The sequence below is a fragment of the Hyphococcus sp. genome (genome assembly GCF_041986965.1).
Taxonomy (GTDB): Bacteria; Pseudomonadota; Alphaproteobacteria; order Caulobacterales; family Parvularculaceae; genus Hyphococcus.
Genome location: NZ_JBHIXB010000002.1, coordinates 542,701 through 567,655 on the forward strand (window position 1 = coordinate 542,701; position 24,955 = coordinate 567,655).

Sequence of the window (24,955 nt, forward strand, 5' to 3'; positions counted from 1 at the left end):
GAAGGGCGGGAATCCCATGAGCACAGTCCGGGACAGTGTAATCGATTTTCTCAGACGGACCAGGATGACCGTGATGTTCGGCAATCCCGGGTCGACGGAGCTGCCGCTCTACCGCGACTGGCCAGAGGATTTCCGCTACATCCTCGGACTGCAGGAATCGGCCGTTCTTTCCATGGCGGACGGTTACGCCCAGGCGACAGGCAAGGCCGCGATTGTAAATTTGCACTCCGCCGCCGGTCTCGGGCACGCCATGGGCTCGCTTGTCTCAGCCTTTAAAAATCAGACCCCAATCATTGTCACCGCCGGACAACAGGCCCGCAGCCTCCTCCTCTCCGAGCCTTTTCTGGGCGCTATAGATCCAACGACGATGCCGAAACCTTACGTGAAATGGGCTTGTGAGCCGGCTAGCGCCGCCGAAACGCCGCAAGCGATCGCCCGCGCTTACGCGATCGCCATGACCCCGCCGCGGGGACCAGTCTTCGTCTCCATTCCCGTCGACGACTGGGACCAGCCGGCCAGCCCGACGCCGCCGCTCGAGTTCCTTGGAGATCCGTCTCCTTCAAGAGACTCTATCGAGGCCGCGGTTCAGCGAATCTCACAAAGCAAGTCGCCTGTCATGGTTGCCGGTCCCGAAATTGACCGAGCTGGCGGCTGGAACGCCGCCATAGCCCTTACGGAAAAGCTCGGCTGTCCGGTCTGGGCGAGCGCCATGTCGAGCCGCTGCTCCTTTCCGGAAACCCATCCGCAATTCGCCGGTTTTTTGCGCTCCAATGAAGCGGATGTTTACGAAACGCTGTCGCCCCATGACCTTGTTCTCGTGTTTGGGGCGCCAGCCTTTACCTTTCACTTCGAAAACCCCGCTTCTCAACCAGAGGCGATGGACGTTTTGCAATTCATCAACGACGCCAACATCGCGTCCTATACGAAACAGGGCGCGGTCGTTCTGGGAGATGTCGCCAGCGCCATGAAAGCACTGTTGCCTGACATTGACCAAAGGCCGCAATTTGAAGGCGCAGCCCGCGCGGCCCCTGAACCCGCGCCGACATCAACGTTTTCCACGAACGCCATTATGGATTTATTGCAGGCGCTCCGCCCCAAAGATGCGCTGATTGTGGAAGAAGCGCCGAGCGCACGGCCCGCAATTCAACAACGCCTGCGCATCGATGCGCCGGGCAGTTTTTTTGCCACCGCTTCAGGAGGGTTAGGTTTTTCGGGAAGCGCTGCTGTCGGGATCGCCCTGGCCCATCCGGACAAACGCACAATCGCCCTCTTGGGAGACGGGTCCGCGCTTTACACCATTCAGGCGCTTTGGACCGCTGCGAAGGAAAACCTGCCGGTCACTTACATTATCCTCAATAATGGCGGCTATGAAGCGCTGATCGGCATTGCGCGGCTTTGGCAAACACCTTCCGTCGGCACCGATCTTTCAGGGCTGGACTTCGTCAGCCTCGCGAATGGATTCGGCATGACGGCGCAACGCGTAACGACCATTGCCGAAATGGAAAAGGCCCTTGGAGCGGCGTTCGCTACCCAAGGGCCTTCCTTAATCGACGCCGTCGTCGAGGACTAAATCCGAGGCGTTTGGCTAGTGCAATGCTTGCGGCTCTCTGTCGGCGATGCTGGCGTTGCGGTATTCGCGCGGAGAAACGCCATAACGCTCGCGGAAAACGCGCGCAAAATGCGTCGTATTGTTAAAGCCCCATGCATAGGCAAGTTCCGTAATGGAACGATGGCGCCACATAGGATCAGCAAGACGCTTCTTGCATTCTTCAAGGCGGCGGCGGCGGATAAAGCCGGAGATGGTTTCATCCTCTTCCGCAAATAGCATGTGCAGATAACGCGGAGAGATGCGGAACGCCGCAGCTATGGAGGCGACGGTCAGTTCAGGATCTTTCAGATTGGACTCAATGTAACACCGGATATGACTGCGGCGCGCAGAGGCGACGGCTGAATCAGCGATGCGCGATCCGAATGCTTCCATACAGGAGGTCGCGAACATATCGAGCATGTTGTTGCCGACGCGCTCGCCAATCTCGGCGTCCATGCCATTTTTTACATGGTGCCAGATCCCCGACAGCATGCCGGACAATGTCGCGGAAAGCCCTTCCGATCCGCTAAGGCGTTGGCCGAGCGCAATCTCCGGCGCCGGCAAACGGCGTTTGATATCGTTCGGCGTGGCAATCATCACCAGCGTCGACGCGTTGGTTTCATATTCCAGCGTATAGGGAAGCGCGCTATCGCAAAGAACCATGTCCCCGCGTTTCAGGAAAGCCTCGCGTCCGTCCTGCGCAACACGCATGTCCCCTTCGAGCTGAAGATGGAAAAAGTAATGACGCTCGCGGCTGGAGGCGGCGTGACTGGCGGTGCGCGACACCACCGCCGGGCTCGCCATCACATTGGCGAGGTATATATCGCCAAGCTCGACGCTATCCACGGCGCCTTCAAATTCTTCAGGACAAAACGGTCTTGTTTCAAGCGGGGTGAAAACCTCGGCAACAATATCATTCCACCGCGTGACTTTCGAAGCGCCGGCGAAATCCTTGGTCGACAGGTGCAGCATCCTCCAACTCCTCCCGAATGATCTTGTTATTTTGTTATGTCCTATCACAAATTTTTATGACGGGCAATTTTGTATGCAAGACAAACATAATTTTGAGCGCCGCGCGAGCGAAATCGTTGCTGCAACGCAACGTGATGTTGCAGCGCAACATCCTCGCAGAAGGCAGGTTTCTTCGGCCTAGGTGGCGCTTGCAAACAGCGGTGAAGGCGATATCCCTCAGGTCGCACCGCCTTCCCTGTTAAGGAGCTTTCACAATGTTTCAGTGTGTCTTTCCGCCTTCGGCGCGGAGGTTTTCCCTCGCCCTTACGGCCCTGACCGCCGGCCTCAGTCTGGCCGGGTGCGGCGCGCCGCAAGAGACGGACACAACGACAACACCGGCCGCAGATGTAGCGACGACACATTCAGCTCAACAGCCGCCGGCCGAACACGCAAATGTTACCGCGACGCGCCTTCTGGCGGCGGACGCTGAGCCGGGCCAGTGGATGTCCCATGGGCGCACTTACAGCGAGCAGCGTTTCAGCCCTCTGAACGACATCAACCGCGACACCGTCGGCCGCCTTTCCCTGGCCTGGTATCAGGACCTGGACACCAACCGCGGGCAGGAAGCGACGCCCCTCATCATCGATGGCGCGATCTACATCACGACCGCCTGGTCCAAGGTGAAGGCCTATGACGCACAGTCCGGCGAAGAATTGTGGGCCTATGACCCGCAAGTTCCCGGTGAAGCGGCGGTGAACGCCTGCTGCGATGTCGTCAACCGCGGCCTCGCCGCCTGGAACGGCAAACTTTTTCTCGGCACGCTCGACGGCCGGCTGATCGCTTTGGACGCCGGCACTGGCGAAGAAGTCTGGAGCAAAGTCACCGTCGACCAATCCAAGCCCTATACGATCACCGGCGCGCCGCGCATCGTCAAAGGCAAGGTCATCATCGGCAATGGCGGCGCCGAATTTGGCGTCCGCGGTTATGTGACCGCTTATGACGCTGAAACCGGCGATATCGACTGGCGGTTTTACACGGTGCCCGGCGATCCGGCCAAAGGGTTTGAAAATGACGCCATGGCGATGGCCGCCAACACCTGGAACGGCGAATGGTGGAAGCTGGGCGGCGGCGGCACGGTCTGGGATTCCATGGCCTACGACCCGGAACTCGACCTCCTCTATATCGGCGTCGGCAATGGCTCGCCCTGGAACCAGGCCTACAGAAGCCCCGGCGGCGGCGACAATCTGTTCCTGTCGTCCATTGTCGCGCTCAATCCCGACAACGGCGAATATGTCTGGCACTATCAGACAACGCCTGGCGAAACCTGGGACTTCACGGCAACCCAACAGATCATCGTCGCCACGCTCGACATTGACGGCGCGCCGCGCAAGGTCGTCATGCAGGCGCCGAAAAACGGCTTCTTCTACGTGATCGACGCCGAAACCGGAGAATTCATATCCGCGAATAATTTTGCCCACGTCAACTGGGCCACGGGCATCGATCCGGAAACCGGACGGCCGATCGAAAACCCGCAAGCACGCTTCGACAAGACCGGCGAGCCCTTCGTCGTCAGTCCGGGCCCCGGCGGCGCCCATAGCTGGCACCCCATGAGCTATAACCCGGAAACGGGTCTTGTTTACATTCCCGTCAATATCAGCGGCTTCCCTTACGCGCCTGATCCCAACTACGAGCCAGAGCCGCGCGGCTTCAATAACGGCATCGACTTCTCTGCCGCCGAGTTGCCGTCGGACCCCGCGATCAAGGCGGCGGTGAAGGCGACGGTAGGAGGACGTCTCGTCGCCTGGGATCCGGTTGCACAAAAAGAAGTCTGGGGCGTTCCCTATCCAGGCGCCGGCAATGGCGGCACGGTGACCACCGCAGGCGGTCTTGTTTTTCAGGGCACGAAATACGGCGAATTCGCCGCCTATGACGCCGCAACCGGCGACAAATTATGGTCCATGGACGCGCAGACCGGCATCATGGCGGCGCCGGTGACATATGAAATCGACGGCGAACAATATGTGGCGGTGCTCGCAGGATGGGGCGGCGTTGAAGCACTGGCGCCCGGCGAACTCGCTTCTATCGGCGCGGTCATGCCGAATTACAGCCGCATTCTCGTTTTCAAGATAGACGGCGCGGACAGCCTGCCGCCCAAGCCGCAGATCGCGGAAAGGCATCTCGCCCCGCCGCCGCTCACCGCCTCCGCAGAAGCGGTCGAGGAAGGCAAATATCTCTATGGGCGCTACTGCGGGGTCTGTCATGGGGACGCTGTCCATAGCGCTGGCGTGCTGCCGGATCTTCGCTATTCGACCATTCCTCATGATGAGGAGCAGTTCGCAGATGTCGTTCTTGGCGGCGCGCTCACGGAAAACGGCATGGTCTCCTTCGCCAGCGTGCTCGATGAAGAAAGCCTTGCGACACTGCGCGCTTACATCATCGCACGGGCGAATGAAGACCTGGAGATTTACGGAGAATAACGCTTTTTATGTGCATAGCTGGCGCGCCTCGTTAAAAGACTGGCTGCAATGAGGCCGCCCATCTATGCGTCATTGATCTCATCAAAAATCGGATTTCGCAGGAGAAAGGCGATGGCCTTCGCGCGCTCCTCGTTGATGGGCTCGTCGGGGAAGGACTTCAAGATCGCGTTGAACTTCTCTTCAGCGCCCTTTTTGAACTCCGGATGCGTAAGAATATAAAGATCATTGTTGAGAACGCCCTTTAGAACGCGCTCCCCGCACTCTTCCGCGCTCATCCACAGATCCGAAACCGGACGTTCGGAAAGTTGCTGTTCTGTTTCCAGAAGGCCTGTGTTCTTTTTAAATTTTTCCGGCCGGATTTTTCCCGTTTCGCCGATATTTGACTGAACGGGTCCCGGACAAAAGGCTGACACGCCGATATTGTCGGGCGCCAGCTCACCCCGAATGGACTCAGAAAGGCCCAGCATGGCGGCTTTGGCCGTGCCGTATATCGAAAAAGCGGTCACCGGCACCAGCGCCGCCTTGGAGGCGGTGTTGACGATATGGCCGCCTTCGCCATGCTTGCGAATATAAGGCAGCACGATCTGAAGTCCGTTGATGACCCCGCCGATCATGACGCCAAGCCCCCAGTCCCAGTCGTCAAAGCCGAGCTTTGCGAGCGGGCCGCCAACCCCCATGCCGGCGTTGTTAAAGAGCATGTGGATCTTACCGAATTTCTCTTCGGCCTGGCTTGCCGCCGCGGCATAGGCTTCACGGTCAGTGACGTCGAGCTTCAGACATAACACGCGATCGGGATCATCGAAAAACGCCGCAGCGCTCTTCAAATGATCGTCGCGAATATCGGCGAGAACCAGATTGGCGCCGGCTTCATAAAACGCCTTTGCGATGCCAAGTCCGATGCCGCTGGCGCCGCCGGTGATGAACGCCGTCTTTCCCTCTACATCTTTCATGAACGTCCCTGTCCTTTTAGGTCTTACTACTGTGAAGCATTTGCAATTATTGCGATGTCGCGTCGCTTTTTTACGCCAGCGAAAGTACGGTTGTTGGCGTTTGGACCTGACTGTCATTTGAGCCAAACAGCCAATCGCCACCCATGGCGAAACGCGTCCCAACGAACGGTGAAAACGCGGGGCTGACGGCGTTTCGCCCCCTTTTCAATCGCCGCCGGTAAAGTCAGACTATCCCAATGAGCAACAATGTGCGGGCCGAGATAAACTATGCTGCGCCGATGGCGGGGAAGCCGCGGTTTCACGCCAACGATCAGTCTCGCGATGTTCTAAATCTCGACCCGCAGACGGTGGAGTTCGTGGATGGTCGTGCGTCGCCGCCGGCGCTTGATCGTGAAGGATTTGCGCTTGTTTCGCATCGCAGCAAAGTGAAGGATTTTCGCGACCCGGCTTTTCACGATCTGCACAAAAAAGAGATTGAAGAACTGATCGTCGAACTGACGGGCGCAGACATGGCGATTGTCAATTCACCGGGCGTCCTGCGGTTTGGCGAAAAATCCGCCGACAGCGGAAGGCTCAACAATTCCCGGCCGGCGCGTTTTATTCATATCGACATCAATGACGAGACTGCGGCGCAGTTTGCAAAAGCCTCCGCGCCGGAAGGCGCAAAAATAAAACGCACCGCACAGTACAATGTCTGGCGCGTACTCACCCCGCCGCCGCAGGATGTGCCGCTCGCTGTTTGCGATGCGCGCACCTTGTCGGCTGAAGACCTGATCGAAGCGGATGCCATTTTCGATCAGGAAGGGCAGCCCGACTGGACATTCACAGCGCTCCTGATCAAAGCGTCGCCACGCCATCGCTGGATCTGGTTCCCGGAGATGACGCCGGATGAGGCGCTGGTTTTTATTACCAATGACAGCGATCCGGCGCAGCCTCATCACGCCCCGCACAGCGCCTTCAACAATCCTCTTTGCCCGCCGGATGCGCCGCCCCGCGCCAGCATCGAGATGCGCGCCATCGCCTACTGGTTCGAGTAGTCATCGCACGAAGGAGCTTCGACATGGGAGAGTTTCCCAAAACCGTGGACTTCATGTTCCTCAACACGCCGATCGGCGAGGAATATTCTCTCAAAGGGCTCGAGGTGGAGGGCGATATTCCCGATGATATTCGGGGGGCGTTCTTTCGCGCCGTCCCCGACCCTGCTTTCCCGCCTCTCTTCATTGACGACACGGCGATCTCCGGTGACGGTATGGTCTCCCGCCTATGGTTCAAAGAGGACGGCTCGGTTGATTTCGACATTCGCTATGTGCAAACCGCCCGCCACAAAGCTGAAATTGAGGCAGGCAAGGCGCTGTTCGGACGCTACAGAAATCCCTATACCGACGATCCCTCCGTAAAAGGCGTCGACCGCACGGTCTCCAACACAACGCCGATCTGGCATGGCGGAAAACTGTTGATGGCGAAGGAAGACGGCCGCGCCTATCGCGTCGATCCGATCACGCTTGAGACAGTCGGGTCTTATGATTTCGGCGGCAAGCTGAAATCGGAAACCATGACCGCTCATGCCCGTGTCGACCCGGAGACTGGCGAGCTTTTCTTTTTTGGATATGAAGCCGACGGCCTCGCCTCCACCAAAGTCGCCTACTGCATCGCCGATAAAAATGGTGAGCTAATTAAAGAACAGTGGTTTGACGCGCCCTATTGCGGCTTGATGCACGATTTCGTCATCACCAAAAACTATGCGGTCTTTCCTGTCTTTCCGACGACAGCTGATCTCGCCCGGTTAAAGGACGGCGGCGTTCACTGGGTTCATGAGCAGGACCGGGAAAGCTGGATAGGCATCATGCCGCGCTATGGCGACGTCAAGGAAATGCACTGGATCAAAGGACCGAAAGGCGTTTCCGTCTTCCACTTCATGAACTGCTTCGAGGACGACGATGGCCGCATTCACCTCGATCAGCATCTGACGGAAACAAACGCGTTTGAATTTATCCGCCGCCCGTCGGGGATTGACATCCCGCAATCTGAAATCAAGGGCGGTCTGGTGCGCTGGTCGTTCGATCCCAAAGGCGATGAAATCACCGAAACGCCGCTCGGGCCTCCGGGCGATCTCTGCCGTATTCGCGACGCCGATCAGGGCCGCCCTTACACAGTCGGCTGGTATCTCAGCATGGACCCTGAAATGAAGGGCCCGCCCATGCTTGGCGGCCCGGTCGGCGTCGCCTTCAACGCTCTCATTGCCATCAATCCGCAAAGCGGGGCGATGAAAATGCTCGGACTGCCGCCGGGACACGCGATCAGCGAACCGGCGCATATCGTATCATCACAAGCGGATCATCCCGGCTGGCTTTTGTTCATTATCGACCGGCAAACCGGCGAAGATCAGTTCGAACACGAAGCATGGATCGTGAATGCGGGCGAAATTCAAGAAGCGCCCGTCGCGAAAGTCAAAATCCCGCATCGCTTGCGCCCGCAGGTGCATGGCTGGTGGGCGTCCCAAGAAACGCTCGACAAGGCCGCCGCCTAAGTTAGAACATCACGTCAGATCATCGAGGCTGATCTTGCGGCCCGCCGCTGCAGCCTTGTTGCCTTCGCGTCTCAGGCGCTCAATCTCCAGACGGCCTTCCGGCGCTTGTTCCTGTGGCAGCGCCGCCATGGTCGTTTCGTAGATTTCCTGAATGTCAGGCCCATGTTCCGGATGCGTAAGGATCAGCCCGTGATTTTCCGTCATGCCCTTGAGGATCTTCTCACCGACTTCCAGCGGATCCATGCCCAAGTCGAACGCGCCGCCGAATTTTTCAAGCTCCGCCTTGTCCACCTCGCCAAGCCCGCTGTCCTTGAAATTGTCCGGACGTTTGAGGGCGGAATCCCAGGCGTTCGTTTTCGTCAGGCCGGGACAGCAGAGCGACACGCCAATATTGTAAGGCGCCAGATTGTAGCGCAGGCATTCGGTGAGGCCGCGAACGGCAAACTTGCTCGCCGTATAAATGCCCGCCTGCGGCCCCGCAATAAACGCCGCCATGCTCGCCACATTGACGATATGCCCGCCCTCGCCATGGGACTTGATCTTCGGAATGAAGCTGACGATCCCGTTGACGTTGCCGCCGAAATTGACGCCCATGATCCAGTCAAAGTCATCATAGGTCGCCTCGTCCGTGGGGCCGAACACGCTGACGCCGGCATTGTTGACGAGCACATGCACCCTGCCGAAATGCGCCTCAACTTCATCCGCTGCCTCGGCGAAGCGCGCGCGGTCCTGCACATCTAGCTTTACAAATAGCGGCGCCTCCCGGCCCTGGCTTTCAAACCACTTCGCAGCCTCAGCCTTATAGGCTTCGTTGCGATAGCTGAGCGCCAGACGCATCCCCGCATTGGAGAAGGCCCGCGCGACGCCGAACCCAATGCCGGAGACTCCGCCGGTGATGAACGCCGTTTTTCCCTGCCAGTCCATGAATGCCTCCCGCCGATAGTGGTTTGCCGCCCCCCTCATGCTATCCATCGGGGGTAGCGGGAATGATAACCGGGAGGACGCCGTGAGTGAACTTGATGATATGAAGTCAGAGCTTGCTGAACTGAAAAATCGCGTCGGCAAGATCGAGGATCTGCACGCCATCCGGAAGCTTCATTATGCTTACGGTTACTATATCGACTTCTGCCAGTATGACGAAGTCGTCCAGCTCTTCGCCAAGGATGGCGAAGTCATTTTCCTTTCCGGCATCTATAAAGGCCATGAGGGCGTCGCGCGTCTTTACAAAACCTGGTTCCAGAATTTCTTCACGCAAGGCAAGCCGGGACCGGAATATGGCTTTCTGCTCGATCACTTCCAGATGCAGGACATCATCACCGTCGCAGACGACCGCAAGACGGCGAAAGGCCGGTTTCGCGCCGTCCTCATGGGCGGCAACCATGAAACCCGTGACTACAAGCCCGAAGGCCTGCCGGAACAGTTCTATGAAGCCGGCATCTATGAAAATGACTATGTGCAAGAAGACGGCGTTTGGAAAATCAAACGTCTTGATTACATGGTCCAATGGCAAGCGGAATATGAAAAGGGCTGGGCGCATACGGAAGCCCATTTGCAGCCTGCTGTCGAAACCTATCCGAAAAACCCGCTTGGTCCTGACGAGCTTCTGCCGACACCGCGCCAGACATGGCCGCACCGTCACGACGTCCCCTATCACTACGCCCACCCGGTGATGGGAGCGAAGCTCAATGGCAAATGAGCTTTTGCCCGACGGCAGCGAAAAAGGCCTGCGCGGTTATATGGTCGAACGCGGCGTCAGGCGCCGCATCGGCATGGCGCCGCCCGCTGGCGAGATAGACCGCAACGCGCCGTATAAGCGCATCGCCACGGAAGAAGCCTGGACATTTCCGGAACTGGTCGAGGCTCAGGTTAAATTTCTAAAAAGCGCTAATGCGCCAAACGATCCTGCGCTACGCATGGGCGGCATGTTCGCCTCCATGCCGGAATTACAGAAAATGCTGTGTGATCTCGGCGATCTCAGGATCGCGCATATGGATGAATACGGCATCGACCGCCAACTGCTGTTGCTAACTGCGCCAGGTCCGCAAGTGCTGGAGCCCGAAGAGGGAACACGCCTCGCCGCAAAATCGAACGATATCGCGGCAGAGGCTTGCGCGAAACGGCCCGACCGCTTCTCCGCCCTCGCCGCTTTTCAGCCGCAGGACCCGGACAAAGCCGCGCGGGAAATCGAACGCGCCATGAAAGAGCTGAAGCTCAACGGCGCTGTGTTGAATTCACATTTTCGGGGACATTTTCTCGACGAGCCGCAATGCGATCCCATTCTGGCCGCGCTCGAGGAAAATGACGCGGCCCTTTATATTCACCCAACGGCGCCATTTGACGACCGGGTTTATTCAGCCCGCGCAACGACGGGCGCTCTTGGCGGTTTCCCGCACGATGTGTGGAATCACACTATGGGGCTGATCCTTTCGGGCGCCTTCGACAAATACCCGAAGCTCCGGCTTGTGATCGGCCATCTCGGCGAATGTATGCCGTTGCATCTTTATCGCTTCGACTGGATGCAATCGAACGCCGACGGCGTGCCCGGACTTCGCGGCGGCCAGCCCGCGGTGACGTTGAAACATCCCATGAGCCATTACTTCCACAACAATATCTGGATCACCACAAGCGGCGTCGGCTGGGAGCCGGGAATCAAATTTTGCATGGACGTGATGGGGCCGGAGCGCGTCCTCTACGCCATGGACTATCCCTATCAGCAGTCATCGGACGAAGTCGCCGCTTATGACCGGATGGATATTCCGCCGGCTCACAAGAAAATGTTGATGCAGGAAAACGCCGAGCACGTCTTCCGGCTGCCCAAAGATTAAGCCTTCGCGGTCACGATCCAGGCGGCGGCGTCGAGGCGGATTGAACCGTTTTTGTGAAACGGCGTTAACGCCTCGATGACGTCGGCGCGCGCCTTGTCCTTGACGCCTGGCCCGGCTTCTTCAAGCGGCTCACCAATGGCGAGCGCATCCATGACAAAATCCGCTGCGCTTTCCGGTGTCGCCCCCTCGCCGCCAAGCAATTGCTCACCCTGCCAGAGCTTGCATTCGACATCCTTCCAGCCCGCGCGTTCAAGCAAGGCCTTGGTGGCGTCCGGATCCGCCATCCGGAACGGTCCCGGTCCATCCGGTTCACGCTCCGGCATCTCCACATATTTACCGGCGATGGCGCCGACCATTCCGATCCAGGGATTTTTCTCTGGCGGGCCCCAACAGGAGAAGGTGAAATCGCCGCCGGGCTTCACCCAGCTTCTGATATTGGCGAAAGCCTTGTCGGGGTCTTCGAAGAACATAATCCCGAAGCTGGAAAAGGCGCGATCGCGCAGTGCATCAAGGCTCGCCGTCTGAGCGTCGGCGCATTTGAAATCGACATTGTCAACGCCCGCATCCGCCGCCCGCTTTTTCGAATGCTCGATCAGGATTTCCGCAATATCAACGCCAAGAACGCCCCCCGAAGGTGCAACCGCCCGCGCGATCTCGATGACGTTTTTGCCGCCGCCAGAACCGATCTCCACCACCTGCTCACCCGGCTTGAACGCCGCAGCCTTCATAAGCGAGGCATTGATCGGCGAAATCATGGATTCAAATGGAACGAGATATTTGAGCCAGCGTTCGCCGACTTCGCCATTCCAGTCTTCAACGGCCTGATCCGTCATATTCTTCTTCTCCCTTTCACATCACCGCATTGTTGCTCAGGAACTATGCTTTTGCGACGCCAAATGGGAAGGCGCAATCGCAGGAAATGCGAGAGCGGTTAAGGTGCAGCGCACAATGTGAACAGCGCTTCACCGAACGAGTTCTGGGTCTGATTTTGTTTCCTTTTGCGGCATCCGGCGCCTGACGGCGTCGGCTACGATCAAAATTAAAGGCCGGACCGGTTGCTCGCGCCGGTCATGAGGATAACGATGAGAAGCGCAATATGAGCAATGTCACGCTTTATCACTGGGAGCCGAACGCCAATTCCGGCAAACCGATGCTGGCGTTGATGGAAAAAGGCGTTGAGTTCGAAAGTCACTATCTCGACCTGTTGAATTTCGACCAGCACCAGCCCGATTATCTCGCGATCAATCCCCAGGGGACAATCCCCGCCATGACGCATGGCGATCGGGTGCTGACAGAATCGACAGCGATCATGGAATATGTGGACGCCGCTTTTCCGGGTCCGAACTTGATGCCCGAAGATCCAAGGGATCAGTGGCGCGTCAGATGGTGGATGAAGTTCATGGATCAATGGCTGGCGCCCTCCTTCTCCATGATCGGCTGGAGCGTCTTTGTGGGACCTATGGTGCGCAGCAAAGACCCGGAAGAATTGAAAGCCGCTATTGACCGTATTCCTCTGCCGGAACGCCGTGTCGCCTGGCGTAAGGCGATTTACGGAACCTTCGGCGAGGAAGAAATGAAAGAATCGCAGCGACGCGTGGCGCTCGGCATTCGCATGCTTGAAGAGGAGCTTTCCAAACGGGAATGGCTCGCCAGCGACCAATACAGTCTCGCCGACGTAAACGGTTTCAACATCGCTTACGCTCTGCCCCTGTCGCAGCCGGATCTGTCCAACGACGAAAAGACGCCGCATATTCTCGAATGGCTGCGCAAAATCTACGAACGCCCGGCGGCTAAAAAGACCTGGGCCATGGGAAAAACCGATATGGTCAAACGCGTGCAAATTCTGGAGCGTTCATAATGGCTTTGACGCTCTATCACGGCGACCCTAACGGCCCTTCATTTACCGTCCTGGCGGCGCTTTTTGAAACCGGTCATGACGCGGCGCTGCATCCCATAGACCTGACCATGGGCGAACGTCACAGCGATAAGGTTCCACGCAGTGTGGAAGTTGAAATGAGCATTGAAGGCGAAGGGCCGGTCCTTGTGGCCGATGGTGAGCCGATGGCGGATTCGGTGTTTCTCGCCTGCTACCTCAACGATTTGGCGGCTGACTCTCCCATCGCACCCACCGATCCTTTCGCCCGTTGGGAGATGATGACCTGGTGTCGCCAGATTATCGAACGCGCGGCGCCGGCAGCCGCCTATCTCGGCGTAAAAACCCATCTGGCTGACAAACTGTCAGCGCTGAACGATGCGGCGTTCGAAAAGCTGACGGCGCCAATCAAAAGCGAGGATTTAAAAGCGCGCTGGCGTGATACTCGCGCCAACTCCTTCCCTGAAGATAAAATCGAGGACTCCAGGGCTAAAATCGCAACAGCCGTCCAAAAAGTTGAAACTCAACTCAGTGACGGGCGCGACTGGCTGCTTGGCGACTTTTCTATCGCCGATCTCGAAACCTATGCCTGGCTTTCAGGAATGCGTGACCTCGAACCTGCGGCGTTTGAAGGCGCAAAACAAACAAGCGCGTGGATCGATCGCATAGAGGCCCGCCCCTCCGTTATCCGCACGCTTTCGCTGGCGAAAACACCTACGCCACACCAGGTCTGGGCGCCGGGCCCGGAAATCAATCGCTGGGGCTGATTTCCTGCGTTTGCTTATTTTCCACGGGCGGCGGCGCGAGCCTTGCGATAATTCTCGCGCCGTCCCCGCTCAAAAGCGAGCCGTTCCACCGGGGCGTCTCCTTTCGGATAATCCGCAATGATTTCGTCAAAGACTTCGCGAAGCTCGTCCCTGAATTCCGGATGCGGAAAGATATAAAACTTGTTCTCGCGAATCGCCTCGATCGTCTTCGCCGCTACTTCTTCAGGCTCCATGCCTGCTTCATGCACTTTCGCCAATTGCGCGTTAAAGGCCGCGTCTACAGGTTTGCCGCGCGACGCCAGGGCTTCCGGCCGGACATCGTCGCTCGCGTAGATATGGCTCTTTACAAGGCCGGGACATAGCGCTGAAACGCCGATCCGGTGCGGTGCCAGGGAATAACGCAAGGATTCCGACAAGCCCCGAACGGCGAATTTCGAACAATTATAGATACCCGGCACGGGGCCCGCGAGAAAGCTCGCCATCGAGGCGGTGTTCACAACATGCCCGCCCTTGCCGCGCTCCTTCATCCGGGGAACGAAGGTCTGAACGCCGTTAATGACGCCATGAAGATTGACGCCCAGCACCCAGTCCCAGTCGTCATAGCTGCTCTCATCTATAGTCTGGAACAGATTGATGCCGGCATTGTTGAAGACAAGGGAAACGGGCCCCAGACGGCGCTCAGCCTCGTCCGCCGCCTCTGCAAACTCCGTTCTGGAGGAGACATCCATGCAAAGGCCTGTCGCCTCATGACTGTCAAGCGCGTCCAGCGCGGCGTCGATAGCATCCTGACGGATGTCGGCGATCGCGACCTTGACGCCCTCAGCGAGCAAGGCCCGCGCAAGCCCCAGCCCAATGCCATTGGCGCCGCCCGTGATAAACGCGGTTCGCCCGGCGAAATCCTTCATTGTTCCTCCCAGACCCGTGAAGGCAGGTTCTTTTCATCCCGGCGCGCGTTATCCTGCATAGGCATCTTTTCGCAACGCTTCTCGATTGATGTTATATTCACTACCATATCAGCGCGAATTGCCTATCGGCATTCGGCTACATTTCGCCTGCGGAAACGATTTACCGCCCACTAGCAATAGAGAGTTCCGGAGGACGAATGACCGACGCCGACCGCATTGCACAACTTGAAGCGCAAGTCGCTGCGCTGACCGACCGCATAACGCGCACCGAGGATGAACAGGCGGTCCGCAAGCTTCACCATCTATACGGCTATTTTATCGATAAATGTTTATATAGAGAGGTCGTTGATCTGTTCACCGACGATTGCGAAGTGCATTTCTTCGGCGGCATCTTCAAAGGAAAGGCCGGGGCGGCGCGACTCTATATTGAACGTTTTCAAAAACAGTTCGTGCATGGCAATAATGGCCCGGTGGACGGCTTTCTGCTCGACCACCCCCAGCATCAGGATGTAGTTGATATCCTCGATGACGGCGTCACCGGGCTCGCCCGCTTCCGGTGCACCATGCAGGCCGGGCGGCACAAATCCTTTGGCGAGATCCGGCAATGGTGGGAAGGCGGCCTATACGAGAACACCTACAAGAAAGTGGACGGCGTATGGCGCATTCACATTCTGAACTATGTGCCCCAATGGCATGCTGATTTTGAAACCGGTTGGGGGCATACGCGTCCCAATTATGTACCGTTTTTGAATACACCATATCCGGAAGACCCGGTGGGCCCAGACGAAATCAATGAAGATGTATGGCTCTGGCCGACCCACAAGGTTGTGCCGTTTCACAACAAGCACCCGGTCACCGGCAAGGACATCAAGCCAGAGCGCTGGCAGGGCGACATCGACCGTGAAAAGGAAGCGAAACAGAAATGACAGCTTATCCTGAACTTTACATGATCATTGATGGCGAGCGCATCCACAAAGGAAGCCGCCGCACCCATCGTGTCGTCAATCCAGCGACGGAGGAAACGCTGGGCGAGTTGCCGCTTGCCGACGCGGCGGATCTCGACCGGGCGCTGGAGACAGCTGAGAAAGGCTTCAAAATCTGGCGCAATTCAACGCCACAGGAGCGCGCCGCCGTCTTGCAGGGCGCGGCGCGACTAATGATGGAGCGCGCTGACGACATGGCGCGCATCGCCACCATGGAAGAAGGAAAGCCCTTTCCCGAAGCCCGCATCGAAGTGATGATGAATGTGGGGCTTTTCAATTTCTACGCCGGCGAATGCCAACGTCTTTATGGCCGCACACTGGTGCGGCCGGCGGGCATGCGCTCAACCGTAACCAAAGAACCTGTCGGCCCCGTCGCCGCTTTTTCGCCCTGGAACTTCCCGATCGGCAATCCCGGCCGCAAACTCGGCGCGCCCATCGCCGCCGGCTGTTCCGTCATCATGAAATCGGCGGAGGAAACGCCCGCTTCGGCGCTCGCTGTTCTGCAGGCGCTGCTTGATGCAGGACTTCCCAAAGAAGTGGCGCAAGCCGTGTTCGGCGTGCCCGATGAGGTCTCGCGCCACCTCCTCGCCTCGCCGATTATCCGCAAGCTCTCCTTTACCGGGTCCACCGTCGTCGGCAAGCATCTGGCGAAACTCGCCGCCGAAGATATGAAACGCACAACGATGGAGCTTGGCGGGCACGGACCGGTGCTGGTCTTCAAGGATGTCGACCTCGACAAGGTGCTCGACACCGTCGTGCCGCAGAAATTCCGCAATGCCGGACAGGTCTGCGTCTCGCCGACCCGCTTCATGATTCAGGAAGAGATCTATGACGATTTCGTCGCCGGTTACACGAAACGCGCCAAGACCTTGAAAGTCGGCAATGGCCTCGACGATGGCGTACAGATGGGGCCCATGGCCAATCCGCGCCGCCCCGACGCCATGGAACAGCTTATTGGCGACGCTGTGTCGAAAGGCGCGAAGCTTCATACCGGCGGCGAACGCATCGGCAATCAGGGCTTCTATTACGCCCCGACCGTTCTCTCCGACGTCCCGCAAGCCAGCGAGATCATGAATACTGAACCTTTCGGGCCTGTAGCCTTGTGCAATCCGTTCAAGTTAGAGGAAGACGCCATCGTCGAAGCGAACCGCCTGCCCTATGGCCTCGCCGCTTATGCCTGGACGCAGGATGCGGCACGTCAGAAGCGCCTCGCCCATGAAGTCGAAACCGGCATGCTGGGCATCAACACGGTGATGATCGGCGGCGCGGACTCGCCTTTCGGCGGCGTCAAATGGTCAGGACACGGCGCTGAAGACGGGCCGGAAGGCGTCGAAGCCTGCCTCGTCACCAAAGTCGTTCACGAAGGATAATCCATGACCCATGAGTTAAAGATCGGCGGCGATCGCGGATATTTGCGCATCGCGACCGAAGAAGCCTTCGCCACGCAGGAGCAGATCGACGCCTATCTGAGCATGGTGAAGGACGGAACCGCCGACAAGGGTATGGTTTCGCTCTGGGGTTTTTACGCGACCTCGCCTTCTGAGCGCGCGACCCACATTATGGAGTGTCTTCTCGATCTCGATGATCTGCGTCTGAAACACATGAATGAGACGGGGATCGACATCGCAATCCTGTCGCTCACTTCGCCCGGCGTGCAACCGCTGCCGACGGAAGAAGCCAAAGGCATGGTCTCCCGCGCCAATGATTATCTGGAAGCCGCCGTCGCGCGCCATCCGACACGGTTTGTCGGCATGACCTCGATCGCGCCCCAGGACCCCGAATGGAGCGCAAAAGAAATCCATCGCGGCGCAGAAATGGGGTTCAAGGGCGTGATGGTGAACAGCCACACGCAAGGCGAATATCTCGACGATCCTAAATACGATCCCATCTTCAAAGCGCTCGAGGCGACCGGACAGCCGCTCTACATCCACCCGCAGACGCCGCCGGATGCGATGATCGACCCCATGCTGGAAGCGGGCCTCGACGGCGCCATTTTCGGCTTCGGCGTCGAGACGGGGATGCATCTCTTACGTCTCCTCACCATCGGCATCTTCGACCGATACCCGAACTTGCAGATCATTGTCGGCCATATGGGCGAAGCTCTTCCCTATTGGCTTTATCGTCTCGACTACATGCACCAGGCCGGCGTGCGCGCGAAGCGTTACGAGCGCATGAAGCCGCTGAAAAAGACGATCACCGACTATATGCGCTCAAACGTCTATATCACATCGAGCGGCATGGCCTGGGAGCCGGCGATCAAGTTCGCGCAATCCGTTCTCGGCGAGGATCGCGTCATGTATGCGATGGACTATCCTTATCAGTTTGTCGCTGACGAGGTGCGCACCCATGACCTTCTCGACATATCGCCCGAAACCAAGAAAAAACTAATGCAAACAAACGCCGAACGAGCGTTCAAGCTAATATAACCGGGACGAGGAACAGCACATCATGGCCGCCAAAGATGTAGAGAACGCCGGCGCGACAAAGCTTGGCGGCCGCGCCGCCTGGTATGCGCTATTTCTGGTGACGCTGACGACCGCCATGTCCATGGTGGACCGGCAAATTCTTGCTATTCTGGCCCCGCAGATCAAAGCCGATCTCAATATTGGCGACGCCGAGATGGGCGTTCTTTACGGCGCCGTATTCGGATTATTTTACTCTGTTTTCTCTCTTCCCCTGGGACGCCTCGCTGACGGCTGGGTGCGCACCAGACTTTTGAGCATTTCCATTTTCGGCTGGTCGATCATGACCGGTCTCGCCGGGTTTGCGAATGGCTTCGGCATGCTTGCCCTCTCGCGACTGGGCGTTGGCATTGGCGAGGCGAGTTCTCAACCCGCGGGCATGTCGCTATTGTCCGATCTCTTCCCAAAGAGCCAGCGCGGCACTATCACGGCGGCCATGTCGATCGCCGTTGCGCTCGGCGTCGGCGGCGCCCTGATGCTTGGCGGGGCGGTCGCCGACGGATGGGATGGCGCCTACGCCAATGGCGGGGCGCCGCTCGGGCTCAAGGGCTGGCAAGCGGCTTTCCTTGTCGCCGCCGCGCCCGGAATTGTTTTAAGCCTGCTGCTGTTGCGCCTGCCAGAGCCTGTACGCGGCGCAGCTGACGGCGTGCTCGCCAAGCCCGACCCGGCGCCGTTCCGTGCGAGTTTCGATACATTGATCGGCATGCTTCCAGGCTTTGCCTGGCTTGAATTCGTGCGACGCAAAGCAACGCCGAAATTATGGGCTATCAACATCACAGCCGCGGTCGTAATCATCACCCTCAGCATCTTCATGACGCAGTGGACAAACGGCCTGCGCCCCGTAAATCCCGTCGCACTGAGACTCGGCGCCCTGGAGCTGACCGGCAACGCCTTACAATGGGCGATAACCGGCGTCGGCGCCTATATTGTCATCTGCTGGATGCAGTCGCTTTATTTACGCGACAAACCTGCCTTCGCCGTTATCGTCAAACAGCCGTCGCTGGCGCTCCTCATCGGCATCGCTTCGCTCCAGTCCGTGTTGAATTATGGCGTCATGTCATGGGCGGCCGTTTACGGCATCCAGCACTTCAATCGTTCCGCAGCGGAGATCGGCGCCACTTTTGGCCCCATCATCACGGTTTTAGGCATTATCGGCCCCCTGATCGCCGGCCCTGTGTCCGACTGGGCGCATCAACGCATCAAGGGCGGACGCATTTATGTCACACTTCTCGCTCTCGGCGTTTCGCCATTCCTCGCCATCGGGGTTTTCAATGCGCAAACCCTTGGCGGTTACTATGCCTGGTTTGTCATCTATTCACTCGTATTGACCATGTGGCTGCCGCCTGTCTACGCCTCGCTGATCGATCTCGTCTTACCGCGCATGCGCGGCATGGTGATGAGTTATTATATTCTGATGATGACGATCACCGGGATGGGGCTTGGCCCCTATGCCGTCGGGATGATGAGCGACATCAATGGCGGCAATCTTGGCGAGGCGATCCTGACCCTTTACTGGGTGGCGCCAATCATTGTGGTGCTGATTGTGCTTCTCATCCGTCGCATGCCGAAGGATGAAGTTATTCTGTTAGAACGCGCAAAGGCCGCCGGCGAACCGGTTTAAACGACCCGCCAGACCCAAAGCTTGATGCCGAGCTTGTAGCGCGCCCCAGCGCACACAAAGACCGATTTGTTGAGCCAGTCATACTTTCCGGTCGGTGCGATAAATTCGGGGATCGTGCGGAAGTAATATTCTGCAGGATCGACGTCATCACCCGCCATCAGGCGCTTCATCACGTCCGGCGGCCCATGGCGCAAACCGCGATTGCGGATTTGAATAACAACCCCGTCATCAGTGCGCATGGCGTAAATCGCATCGGCAACCGTGACGCCGTCATGACGGGTCAACTGCCAGTCGGCAGCATTGCCCAAAAGCTCGCCTTTGATTTTTGGTCCTTCGACGGGCCCGGAGAAAATGGGAATGATCCGGCGCGTTCCATCCGGCGTATCACCGATAGAAATCGGCTCGCCAAGATCACCACCCGCTTCGTAGACGAATTCAAGTTCCGGTTTGATCATTTTTTCAAGCCGCCATACCAATGTCGCCAGCATTCGCCCAATTGCCATGAAGGCCGAACCGCAAGCGCACAGGTATCTTCGCAGTGGCGATGGGACCCTTGGCGATGTCGAGCGCATCGAACACCAGCAAGTCGCTGCGATGCTCTTCAAGACGATTGCAGACCATTACGATCCAACCATCGCCTTCCGGCGCATCTTTGGAACGCGGGACAAAACAAGGCTCCTGTAAGGTCGATACAGGCCCGCACCACCATTTTTGCTCCTCGCCTGTTTCATGATCGACCTTGCCCAGCGTGTTCATCAGGAATCCGCCGGCGCTGCCGCCTTTCAGCTCGCAGGGCCGCTCCATATCCACCACCAGCATCCAGCCATGACGGTATTTCTTACCTGTAAAGCGGTCATCGATGCGCGGGAATTCACCGAACATGTCGGTGAGCTTCGTCTGGCTTTCGAACGCTTCAGAGTTCGACGCCATATTGACGGTCCAGCGGGTCAGATAGCTCGACGCCTCCATGGGATTGAACGGCGCGCCGTGAACATCAGGGAAGAAGGGGAACATATTGTTCTTCGCTTGCGGCGTGTCGAAATGGATGCGGTCTCCTTCCTGATAGGCGTTCATCACATGGCTGGCGAAGCAATTGTCGGTCTTGAACCAGCGGACATCGTCCTTGGTCGCGCCTTTGCGCCGGGGCAAAACGCCGAAATAAACCGGCATGGTGGTGTCGAAGCCGAAATGCGGCATGCCTTTTTCAAGACGCTCCCAGTTTGACGTCGAGGGAACCACATGGAAGAGCGCGTAATCATCCGTAATCGCGAAATCATGCATCATCGCGTAATAGGGATTTTCAAACCACACTTCGTAGAGAAGCTTCCCGTCAGGCCCGATCTCGTAATAGGTCATGTCCAGCGTCAGAATGCCTTTTGAGGCATAGCCAAAGGCCGCCATATTGCCCGTATTCGGATCAATCTTCGGATGCGCCGTGAATGTCTGGCCCGTCATGCCGTCAAACTTGGTGTAGCCCACGGTCTCAAGCGTCACCGGATCCATGACAAGCGCCGGTGAATCCTCCTTCAGCGCATAGAGCTTGCCGCCATAGATCCAGGCGTTTGTATTGGCTGTGCCGCGAATCTGTCCTTTCACGGACGGATCGTCAAAAAGCGGATTGCGGTAGGCGCCGAAAAGAGCCTTTTCAGCCTTGTTTTCAAGCTTCCATTTATCGGTCTTGGCCCAGCGCTGGCGGAAGCTGATCTTGCCGTCCTCAAAGCGGAACTGCGTGATCATGCCGTCGCCGTTAAATGCAATATCGTCGCCTAAAAGCGGCGGAAACTGGGGATCGGGCTGCACCCGATAAAAAGCCCCATGCATCTCCTTGGGGACCTCCCCCTCAACGTCAAGATCGTATATATCGGCCTCGATCCGCGAGGGAGTGTTGAAGCCCGTGAAACTCACCGTATCAGGGAAATGAACCATGGCTTCCTCCTTTGTAAGAATTGTATATGGTAGGCCCAAGGGAGCCAAGGGACAGGGGCGTGACAAAACGCAATCAGAATAAGAGAAAAACGCAGTCCGGAATTGACCAACATCAAGACGCCGAATTGGATGACATCGGGGAAATCGACGACATCGTCGGCTTCCATATCCGCCTCGCCTATACGGCCGTGTACCGGCATTTTATGGACACGTTTTCCGAGTTGGACATGACCCAGAAACAGGTCTCGGTCTTGTGGCTCGTGGACGACCATCCGGGCATTGCGCAGACTGATCTCGCCAAGCGGCTGCGCATGGATCGCGCGACGGTGATGGCGATTATCAATCGGCTCGAAGGCCGGCGCCTCCTGCGACGCGGCCAGTCAACCAGTGACGGCCGCAAGCAGACGCTAAAATTGACGCCGACAGGACAGAAGATCCTCATCGACGCCAAGAAAGCGGTCCTCGAACATGAAGAATGGCTGAAAAGCCGCTTCACCAAACAGGAAGTGCGCACATTGATTGATTTCCTGCGGCGCATTCACGACTAGGACGTCACGCTGCAAAAGCACCAATCTCTGGTTATTTGTCGACAGGCGGCATCTTCTCTGCGCCAATCGTCAAGGCGCGCTGAACCGCCGAGCGCGCCTCAATGCGGGCATACCACGCTTTGACATTGGGATAGTCGTCAATGTCGACCCCTTGCCACGCATAACGGCGCACCCAGGGAAAAGCTGCGATGTCCGCAATGGAATAATCGCCTGCAAGAAAATCCCTGTCGGCAAGACGCTTGTTCATAACGCCGTAAAGCCGGTTGGTCTCCTTTGAAAACCGCTCAACTGCGTAAGGGATTTTGTTTTCCGCATAATGGACGAAGTGATGCGCCTGACCGGCCATAGGGCCGAGGCCGCCGACCTGCCAGAATAACCATTGCTCCACTTCAACGCGGTCCCGTTCTTCCGAGGGATAAAATTTTCCGCTCTTGCGTCCAAGATATTGCAGGATGGCGCCTGATTCAAAAACGGAAAGAGGGCCGCCCTCCCCCGGATCCTGATCGACGATGGCGGGCATCTTGTTGTTGGGCGAGATTTTCAGGAATTCTTCCTTGAACTGATCGCCTTCGAATATGTTCACCCATTTGATGTCGTAATCGAGCCCGCACTCTTCCAGCATGATAAGGATTTTGTAGCCGTTTCCCGTCGGCCACATATGCAGGTCGATTGCCATCTACCGCTTAACCTCAGGCAGCTTGCGCGGCCGATTTCCTGGGGTTCCCTAAAAGCACAAGCGCAAGCGCTGCGCAGATCGAGCCGGCGGCCATAATCACCGCTACGATTTCCAGGCCATAGCCGCTCTTGAAGAGGAAACCGGCGATGATCGGCCCCAGCGCCGCGCCGCCGCGGCCGACCCCAATGACAAAACCTGTGCCGCCTGCACGCACCTCTGTGGGGAAGGCGTGCGCGAAAATGGCGTAGAGGCCGACAATGGCTGCATTGGTGAAGAACCCCGCAACACAGGCGATCATGGACAGTTTCGCAAGATCCGCCGGCGCCTGGCCGAAAAGCGTCACCATCACGCCGCCGAATAGCATTGCGCCAATCACGAGACCCCTGATGCCGAACTTCATAGCGAGAAGGCCCAGAAGAATAGCGCCGCTGGCGCCGCCGACATTCGCCCAGACAAGCACACTGCCGGCAAGCGACGGCTCGAAACCAAGGTCAACAACGATCTTCGGAATCCATTTCAGGTAGAAATAGAACGTCATGATATGCGCGAAATAAGCGAAGGTAAGGATCGCCGTGGTGCGGGCGAGATCCGGCCCAAAGAGGCGGCCGACGCCAATCTTCTTTGGCGCCTCTTTCACAGGCGGCAATTCCGCCACCGTCTCGTGGCCCATACGTTTCAGCGTTGAATTGATTTTCTCAAGCGCTCCCGGCACGCGCTTTTGCGCAAGAAACTCGATCGATTCCGGCAGGAAGTACCAGATGAGCGGAATGAAAACTGTTGTCATCACGGCGCCAAAGATAAACACCGAACGCCAGTCATAATGGGCCAGCAACATGGAGGCGATTGTGCCCCCCACAATGGCGCCGATAGGATAGCCGGCAGCCATCGTCGTCACGGCAAGACTCTTGCGTTTTACGTTGGCGTATTCGGCGACCATCGCATTTGTGGCGGCGAGAACCCCGCCAATGCCAAGACCGGTGGCGAAACGGTAAGCGGAAAGAATTTCCACGCCGTTCGCTGTCGCGGCAAGCCCCATGCCCACGGCCATCACAATGAGACAGGAAAGAATTGTCGGACGACGCCCAATCACGTCTGCAATGCTGCCGATGACGACGGAGCCGATCGCCATGCCAATAAGCTCCATTGAAAGAACGATGCCGAGCGCAGCGCGGTCGACCCCCCATTCATTGGCGATGCCCGGCGCGGCGAAACTGATGGAAAGAACATCAAAACCATCCAGCGCGTTGAGCAAAACGCACATGCCCACGGCGATTATCTGAAAGGTCCCCATGGGCGCTTGCGCGAGAATCTCGCGAGGGTCTTTTGAGCTCATTTCTGATTTTTCCCTGTCAGGCTTTTTTGTAGTTATATCTTGTTCAGCAAACGCAGCAATGTTTTGCGCTCGCTATCGGTCAGCCTCTCCAGAGCCCGGCGCTCATGGGCCATGATACGAGCCTTGCAGTTTTTTAGCGTCGCCTGGCCGTTTTTGGTCAAGTAAACGGAAACAGCCCGCCGGTCCGCCTCATCGGGAATACGTTCCAGAAGTCTTGCCGCTTCGAGCTCTGCCATCAATGGGGCCATATTCGCCCGGGCCACGCCTAGCGCCCGCCCGATTTCTCCTTGCCGGATGCCCGGATTCTCATCGGCGACAGATAAAATGGATATCTGAACGGGCCGCATGCCCGTGCCCACCATTGCGGCTGCGAAATCCGACATAAAGGCGTTTGAAATCTGTCTCAGACGATAGCCGGCGAGATTGTTCAAAAATTCTGTTCGAACATTCGGGGATTGATCATCGAGAAATTGCAGAACGGGCTTGTTCTCTAGACTCGTCACAGACATGACGCCATCCCCCGGCTCGCATACCAGCACCGAA

23 protein-coding genes are annotated in these 24,955 nt (G+C 57.7%); 13 read left to right on the top strand and 10 right to left on the bottom strand.

Annotated elements, in window-relative coordinates:
• Positions 1–16 precede the first annotated feature (16 nt).
• A complete protein-coding gene (mdlC, locus tag ACFC5L_RS11580) occupies positions 17–1,570 on the top strand; it encodes a benzoylformate decarboxylase (protein WP_375202781.1) in 1,554 nt (517 codons plus the stop codon).
• A gap of 15 nt (positions 1,571–1,585) precedes the next feature.
• Here the strand turns inward: mdlC and ACFC5L_RS11585 are convergent, their stop codons facing one another.
• Complete coding sequence (locus ACFC5L_RS11585; RefSeq protein ID WP_375202780.1) at positions 1,586–2,560, bottom strand: helix-turn-helix domain-containing protein; 975 nt, start codon at positions 2,558–2,560, stop codon at positions 1,586–1,588.
• 254 nt (positions 2,561–2,814) lie between these two features.
• On the opposite strand from ACFC5L_RS11585, the gene ACFC5L_RS11590 reads away from it, so the two are divergent.
• The gene (locus ACFC5L_RS11590) at positions 2,815–5,016 is read left to right on the top strand and encodes a PQQ-dependent dehydrogenase, methanol/ethanol family (protein ID WP_375202779.1); all 2,202 of its coding nucleotides are present in this window, start codon (positions 2,815–2,817) and stop codon (positions 5,014–5,016) included.
• A 62-nt stretch (positions 5,017–5,078) separates the two neighbouring features.
• On the opposite strand, the gene ACFC5L_RS11595 is transcribed toward ACFC5L_RS11590, so the two are convergent.
• On the bottom strand, positions 5,079–5,966 hold the full coding sequence (locus tag ACFC5L_RS11595) for an SDR family NAD(P)-dependent oxidoreductase (protein WP_375202778.1): 888 nt from the start codon (positions 5,964–5,966) through the stop codon (positions 5,079–5,081).
• Between the two features lie 236 nt (positions 5,967–6,202).
• On the opposite strand from ACFC5L_RS11595, the gene ACFC5L_RS11600 reads away from it, so the two are divergent.
• Both ACFC5L_RS11600 and ACFC5L_RS11605 read left to right on the top strand, forming a co-directional pair.
• A complete protein-coding gene (locus ACFC5L_RS11600) occupies positions 6,203–7,003 on the top strand; it encodes a CmcJ/NvfI family oxidoreductase (RefSeq protein WP_375202777.1) in 801 nt (266 codons plus the stop codon).
• A gap of 23 nt (positions 7,004–7,026) precedes the next feature.
• Positions 7,027–8,493, top strand: coding sequence for a carotenoid oxygenase family protein (locus tag ACFC5L_RS11605; protein WP_375202776.1), 1,467 nt, complete (start codon positions 7,027–7,029; stop codon positions 8,491–8,493).
• 9 nt (positions 8,494–8,502) lie between these two features.
• Here ACFC5L_RS11605 and ACFC5L_RS11610 read toward each other — a convergent pair whose 3' ends face one another.
• A complete protein-coding gene (locus ACFC5L_RS11610) occupies positions 8,503–9,417 on the bottom strand; it encodes an SDR family NAD(P)-dependent oxidoreductase (RefSeq protein ID WP_375202775.1) in 915 nt (304 codons plus the stop codon).
• Positions 9,418–9,499: 82 nt separating this feature from the next.
• Here ACFC5L_RS11610 and ACFC5L_RS11615 point away from each other — a divergent pair, with 82 nt between their 5' ends.
• Both ACFC5L_RS11615 and ACFC5L_RS11620 read left to right on the top strand, forming a co-directional pair.
• Positions 9,500–10,189, top strand: a complete 690-nt coding sequence (locus ACFC5L_RS11615) for a nuclear transport factor 2 family protein (protein ID WP_375202774.1) — start codon at positions 9,500–9,502, stop codon at positions 10,187–10,189.
• Entirely contained in the window at positions 10,179–11,318 is a 1,140-nt protein-coding gene (locus ACFC5L_RS11620) for an amidohydrolase family protein (protein ID WP_375202773.1), read from the top strand. The genes ACFC5L_RS11615 and ACFC5L_RS11620 overlap by 11 nt, the downstream gene beginning before the upstream one ends.
• Here the strand turns inward: ACFC5L_RS11620 and ACFC5L_RS11625 are convergent.
• Complete coding sequence (locus tag ACFC5L_RS11625) at positions 11,315–12,151, bottom strand: class I SAM-dependent methyltransferase (RefSeq protein WP_375202772.1); 837 nt, start codon at positions 12,149–12,151, stop codon at positions 11,315–11,317. The two genes, ACFC5L_RS11620 and ACFC5L_RS11625, sit on opposite strands and share 4 nt — an antisense overlap.
• 263 nt (positions 12,152–12,414) lie before the next feature.
• On the opposite strand from ACFC5L_RS11625, the gene ACFC5L_RS11630 reads away from it, so the two are divergent.
• Together ACFC5L_RS11630 and ACFC5L_RS11635 are read left to right on the top strand one after the other, a co-directional pair.
• Positions 12,415–13,176: a glutathione S-transferase family protein gene (locus tag ACFC5L_RS11630; RefSeq protein ID WP_375202771.1), complete on the top strand. Its 762-nt coding sequence runs from the start codon at positions 12,415–12,417 to the stop codon at positions 13,174–13,176.
• Positions 13,176–13,958: a glutathione S-transferase family protein gene (locus ACFC5L_RS11635; protein ID WP_375202770.1), complete on the top strand. Its 783-nt coding sequence runs from the start codon at positions 13,176–13,178 to the stop codon at positions 13,956–13,958. The genes ACFC5L_RS11630 and ACFC5L_RS11635 overlap by 1 nt, the downstream gene beginning before the upstream one ends.
• A 14-nt stretch (positions 13,959–13,972) precedes the next feature.
• Here ACFC5L_RS11635 and ACFC5L_RS11640 read toward each other — a convergent pair whose 3' ends face one another.
• The gene (locus tag ACFC5L_RS11640; protein WP_375202769.1) at positions 13,973–14,863 is read right to left on the bottom strand and encodes an SDR family NAD(P)-dependent oxidoreductase; all 891 of its coding nucleotides are present in this window, start codon (positions 14,861–14,863) and stop codon (positions 13,973–13,975) included.
• A 197-nt stretch (positions 14,864–15,060) separates the two neighbouring features.
• Between ACFC5L_RS11640 and ACFC5L_RS11645 the strand changes: the two genes are divergently transcribed.
• Genes ACFC5L_RS11645 through ACFC5L_RS11660 form a run of 4 tightly spaced genes read left to right on the top strand, consistent with a single transcriptional unit; the run spans position 15,061 to position 19,929 of the window.
• Positions 15,061–15,789 carry a nuclear transport factor 2 family protein gene (locus ACFC5L_RS11645; RefSeq protein WP_375202768.1) on the top strand — a complete coding sequence of 243 codons (729 nt, stop codon included), beginning with the start codon at positions 15,061–15,063 and terminating at the stop codon, positions 15,787–15,789.
• Positions 15,786–17,216: an NAD-dependent succinate-semialdehyde dehydrogenase gene (locus ACFC5L_RS11650; protein ID WP_375202767.1), complete on the top strand. Its 1,431-nt coding sequence runs from the start codon at positions 15,786–15,788 to the stop codon at positions 17,214–17,216. The genes ACFC5L_RS11645 and ACFC5L_RS11650 overlap by 4 nt, the downstream gene beginning before the upstream one ends.
• Positions 17,217–17,219: 3 nt before the next feature.
• Positions 17,220–18,272, top strand: coding sequence for an amidohydrolase family protein (locus ACFC5L_RS11655; RefSeq protein ID WP_375202766.1), 1,053 nt, complete (start codon positions 17,220–17,222; stop codon positions 18,270–18,272).
• Positions 18,273–18,294: 22 nt separating this feature from the next.
• Positions 18,295–19,929 (top strand): MFS transporter, encoded by a 1,635-nt coding sequence (locus ACFC5L_RS11660; RefSeq protein ID WP_375202765.1) that lies wholly within the window; start codon positions 18,295–18,297, stop codon positions 19,927–19,929.
• On the opposite strand, the gene ACFC5L_RS11665 is transcribed toward ACFC5L_RS11660, so the two are convergent.
• Complete coding sequence (locus ACFC5L_RS11665; protein WP_375202764.1) at positions 19,926–20,384, bottom strand: DUF3237 domain-containing protein; 459 nt, start codon at positions 20,382–20,384, stop codon at positions 19,926–19,928. The two genes, ACFC5L_RS11660 and ACFC5L_RS11665, sit on opposite strands and share 4 nt — an antisense overlap.
• A 4-nt stretch (positions 20,385–20,388) precedes the next feature.
• Positions 20,389–21,855 (bottom strand): carotenoid oxygenase family protein, encoded by a 1,467-nt coding sequence (locus ACFC5L_RS11670; protein WP_375202763.1) that lies wholly within the window; start codon positions 21,853–21,855, stop codon positions 20,389–20,391.
• 125 nt (positions 21,856–21,980) lie between these two features.
• Between ACFC5L_RS11670 and ACFC5L_RS11675 the strand changes: the two genes are divergently transcribed.
• Positions 21,981–22,403, top strand: coding sequence for a MarR family winged helix-turn-helix transcriptional regulator (locus ACFC5L_RS11675; protein ID WP_375202762.1), 423 nt, complete (start codon positions 21,981–21,983; stop codon positions 22,401–22,403).
• Positions 22,404–22,434: 31 nt separating this feature from the next.
• Here ACFC5L_RS11675 and ACFC5L_RS11680 read toward each other — a convergent pair whose 3' ends face one another.
• Genes ACFC5L_RS11680 through ACFC5L_RS11690 form a run of 3 tightly spaced genes read right to left on the bottom strand, consistent with a single transcriptional unit; the run spans position 22,435 to position 24,921 of the window.
• Entirely contained in the window at positions 22,435–23,079 is a 645-nt protein-coding gene (locus ACFC5L_RS11680) for a glutathione binding-like protein (protein WP_375202761.1), read from the bottom strand.
• 13 nt (positions 23,080–23,092) lie between these two features.
• A complete protein-coding gene (locus tag ACFC5L_RS11685; protein ID WP_375202760.1) occupies positions 23,093–24,412 on the bottom strand; it encodes an MFS transporter in 1,320 nt (439 codons plus the stop codon).
• A gap of 32 nt (positions 24,413–24,444) precedes the next feature.
• Entirely contained in the window at positions 24,445–24,921 is a 477-nt protein-coding gene (locus ACFC5L_RS11690; RefSeq protein ID WP_375202759.1) for a MarR family winged helix-turn-helix transcriptional regulator, read from the bottom strand.
• Positions 24,922–24,955 lie beyond the last annotated feature (34 nt).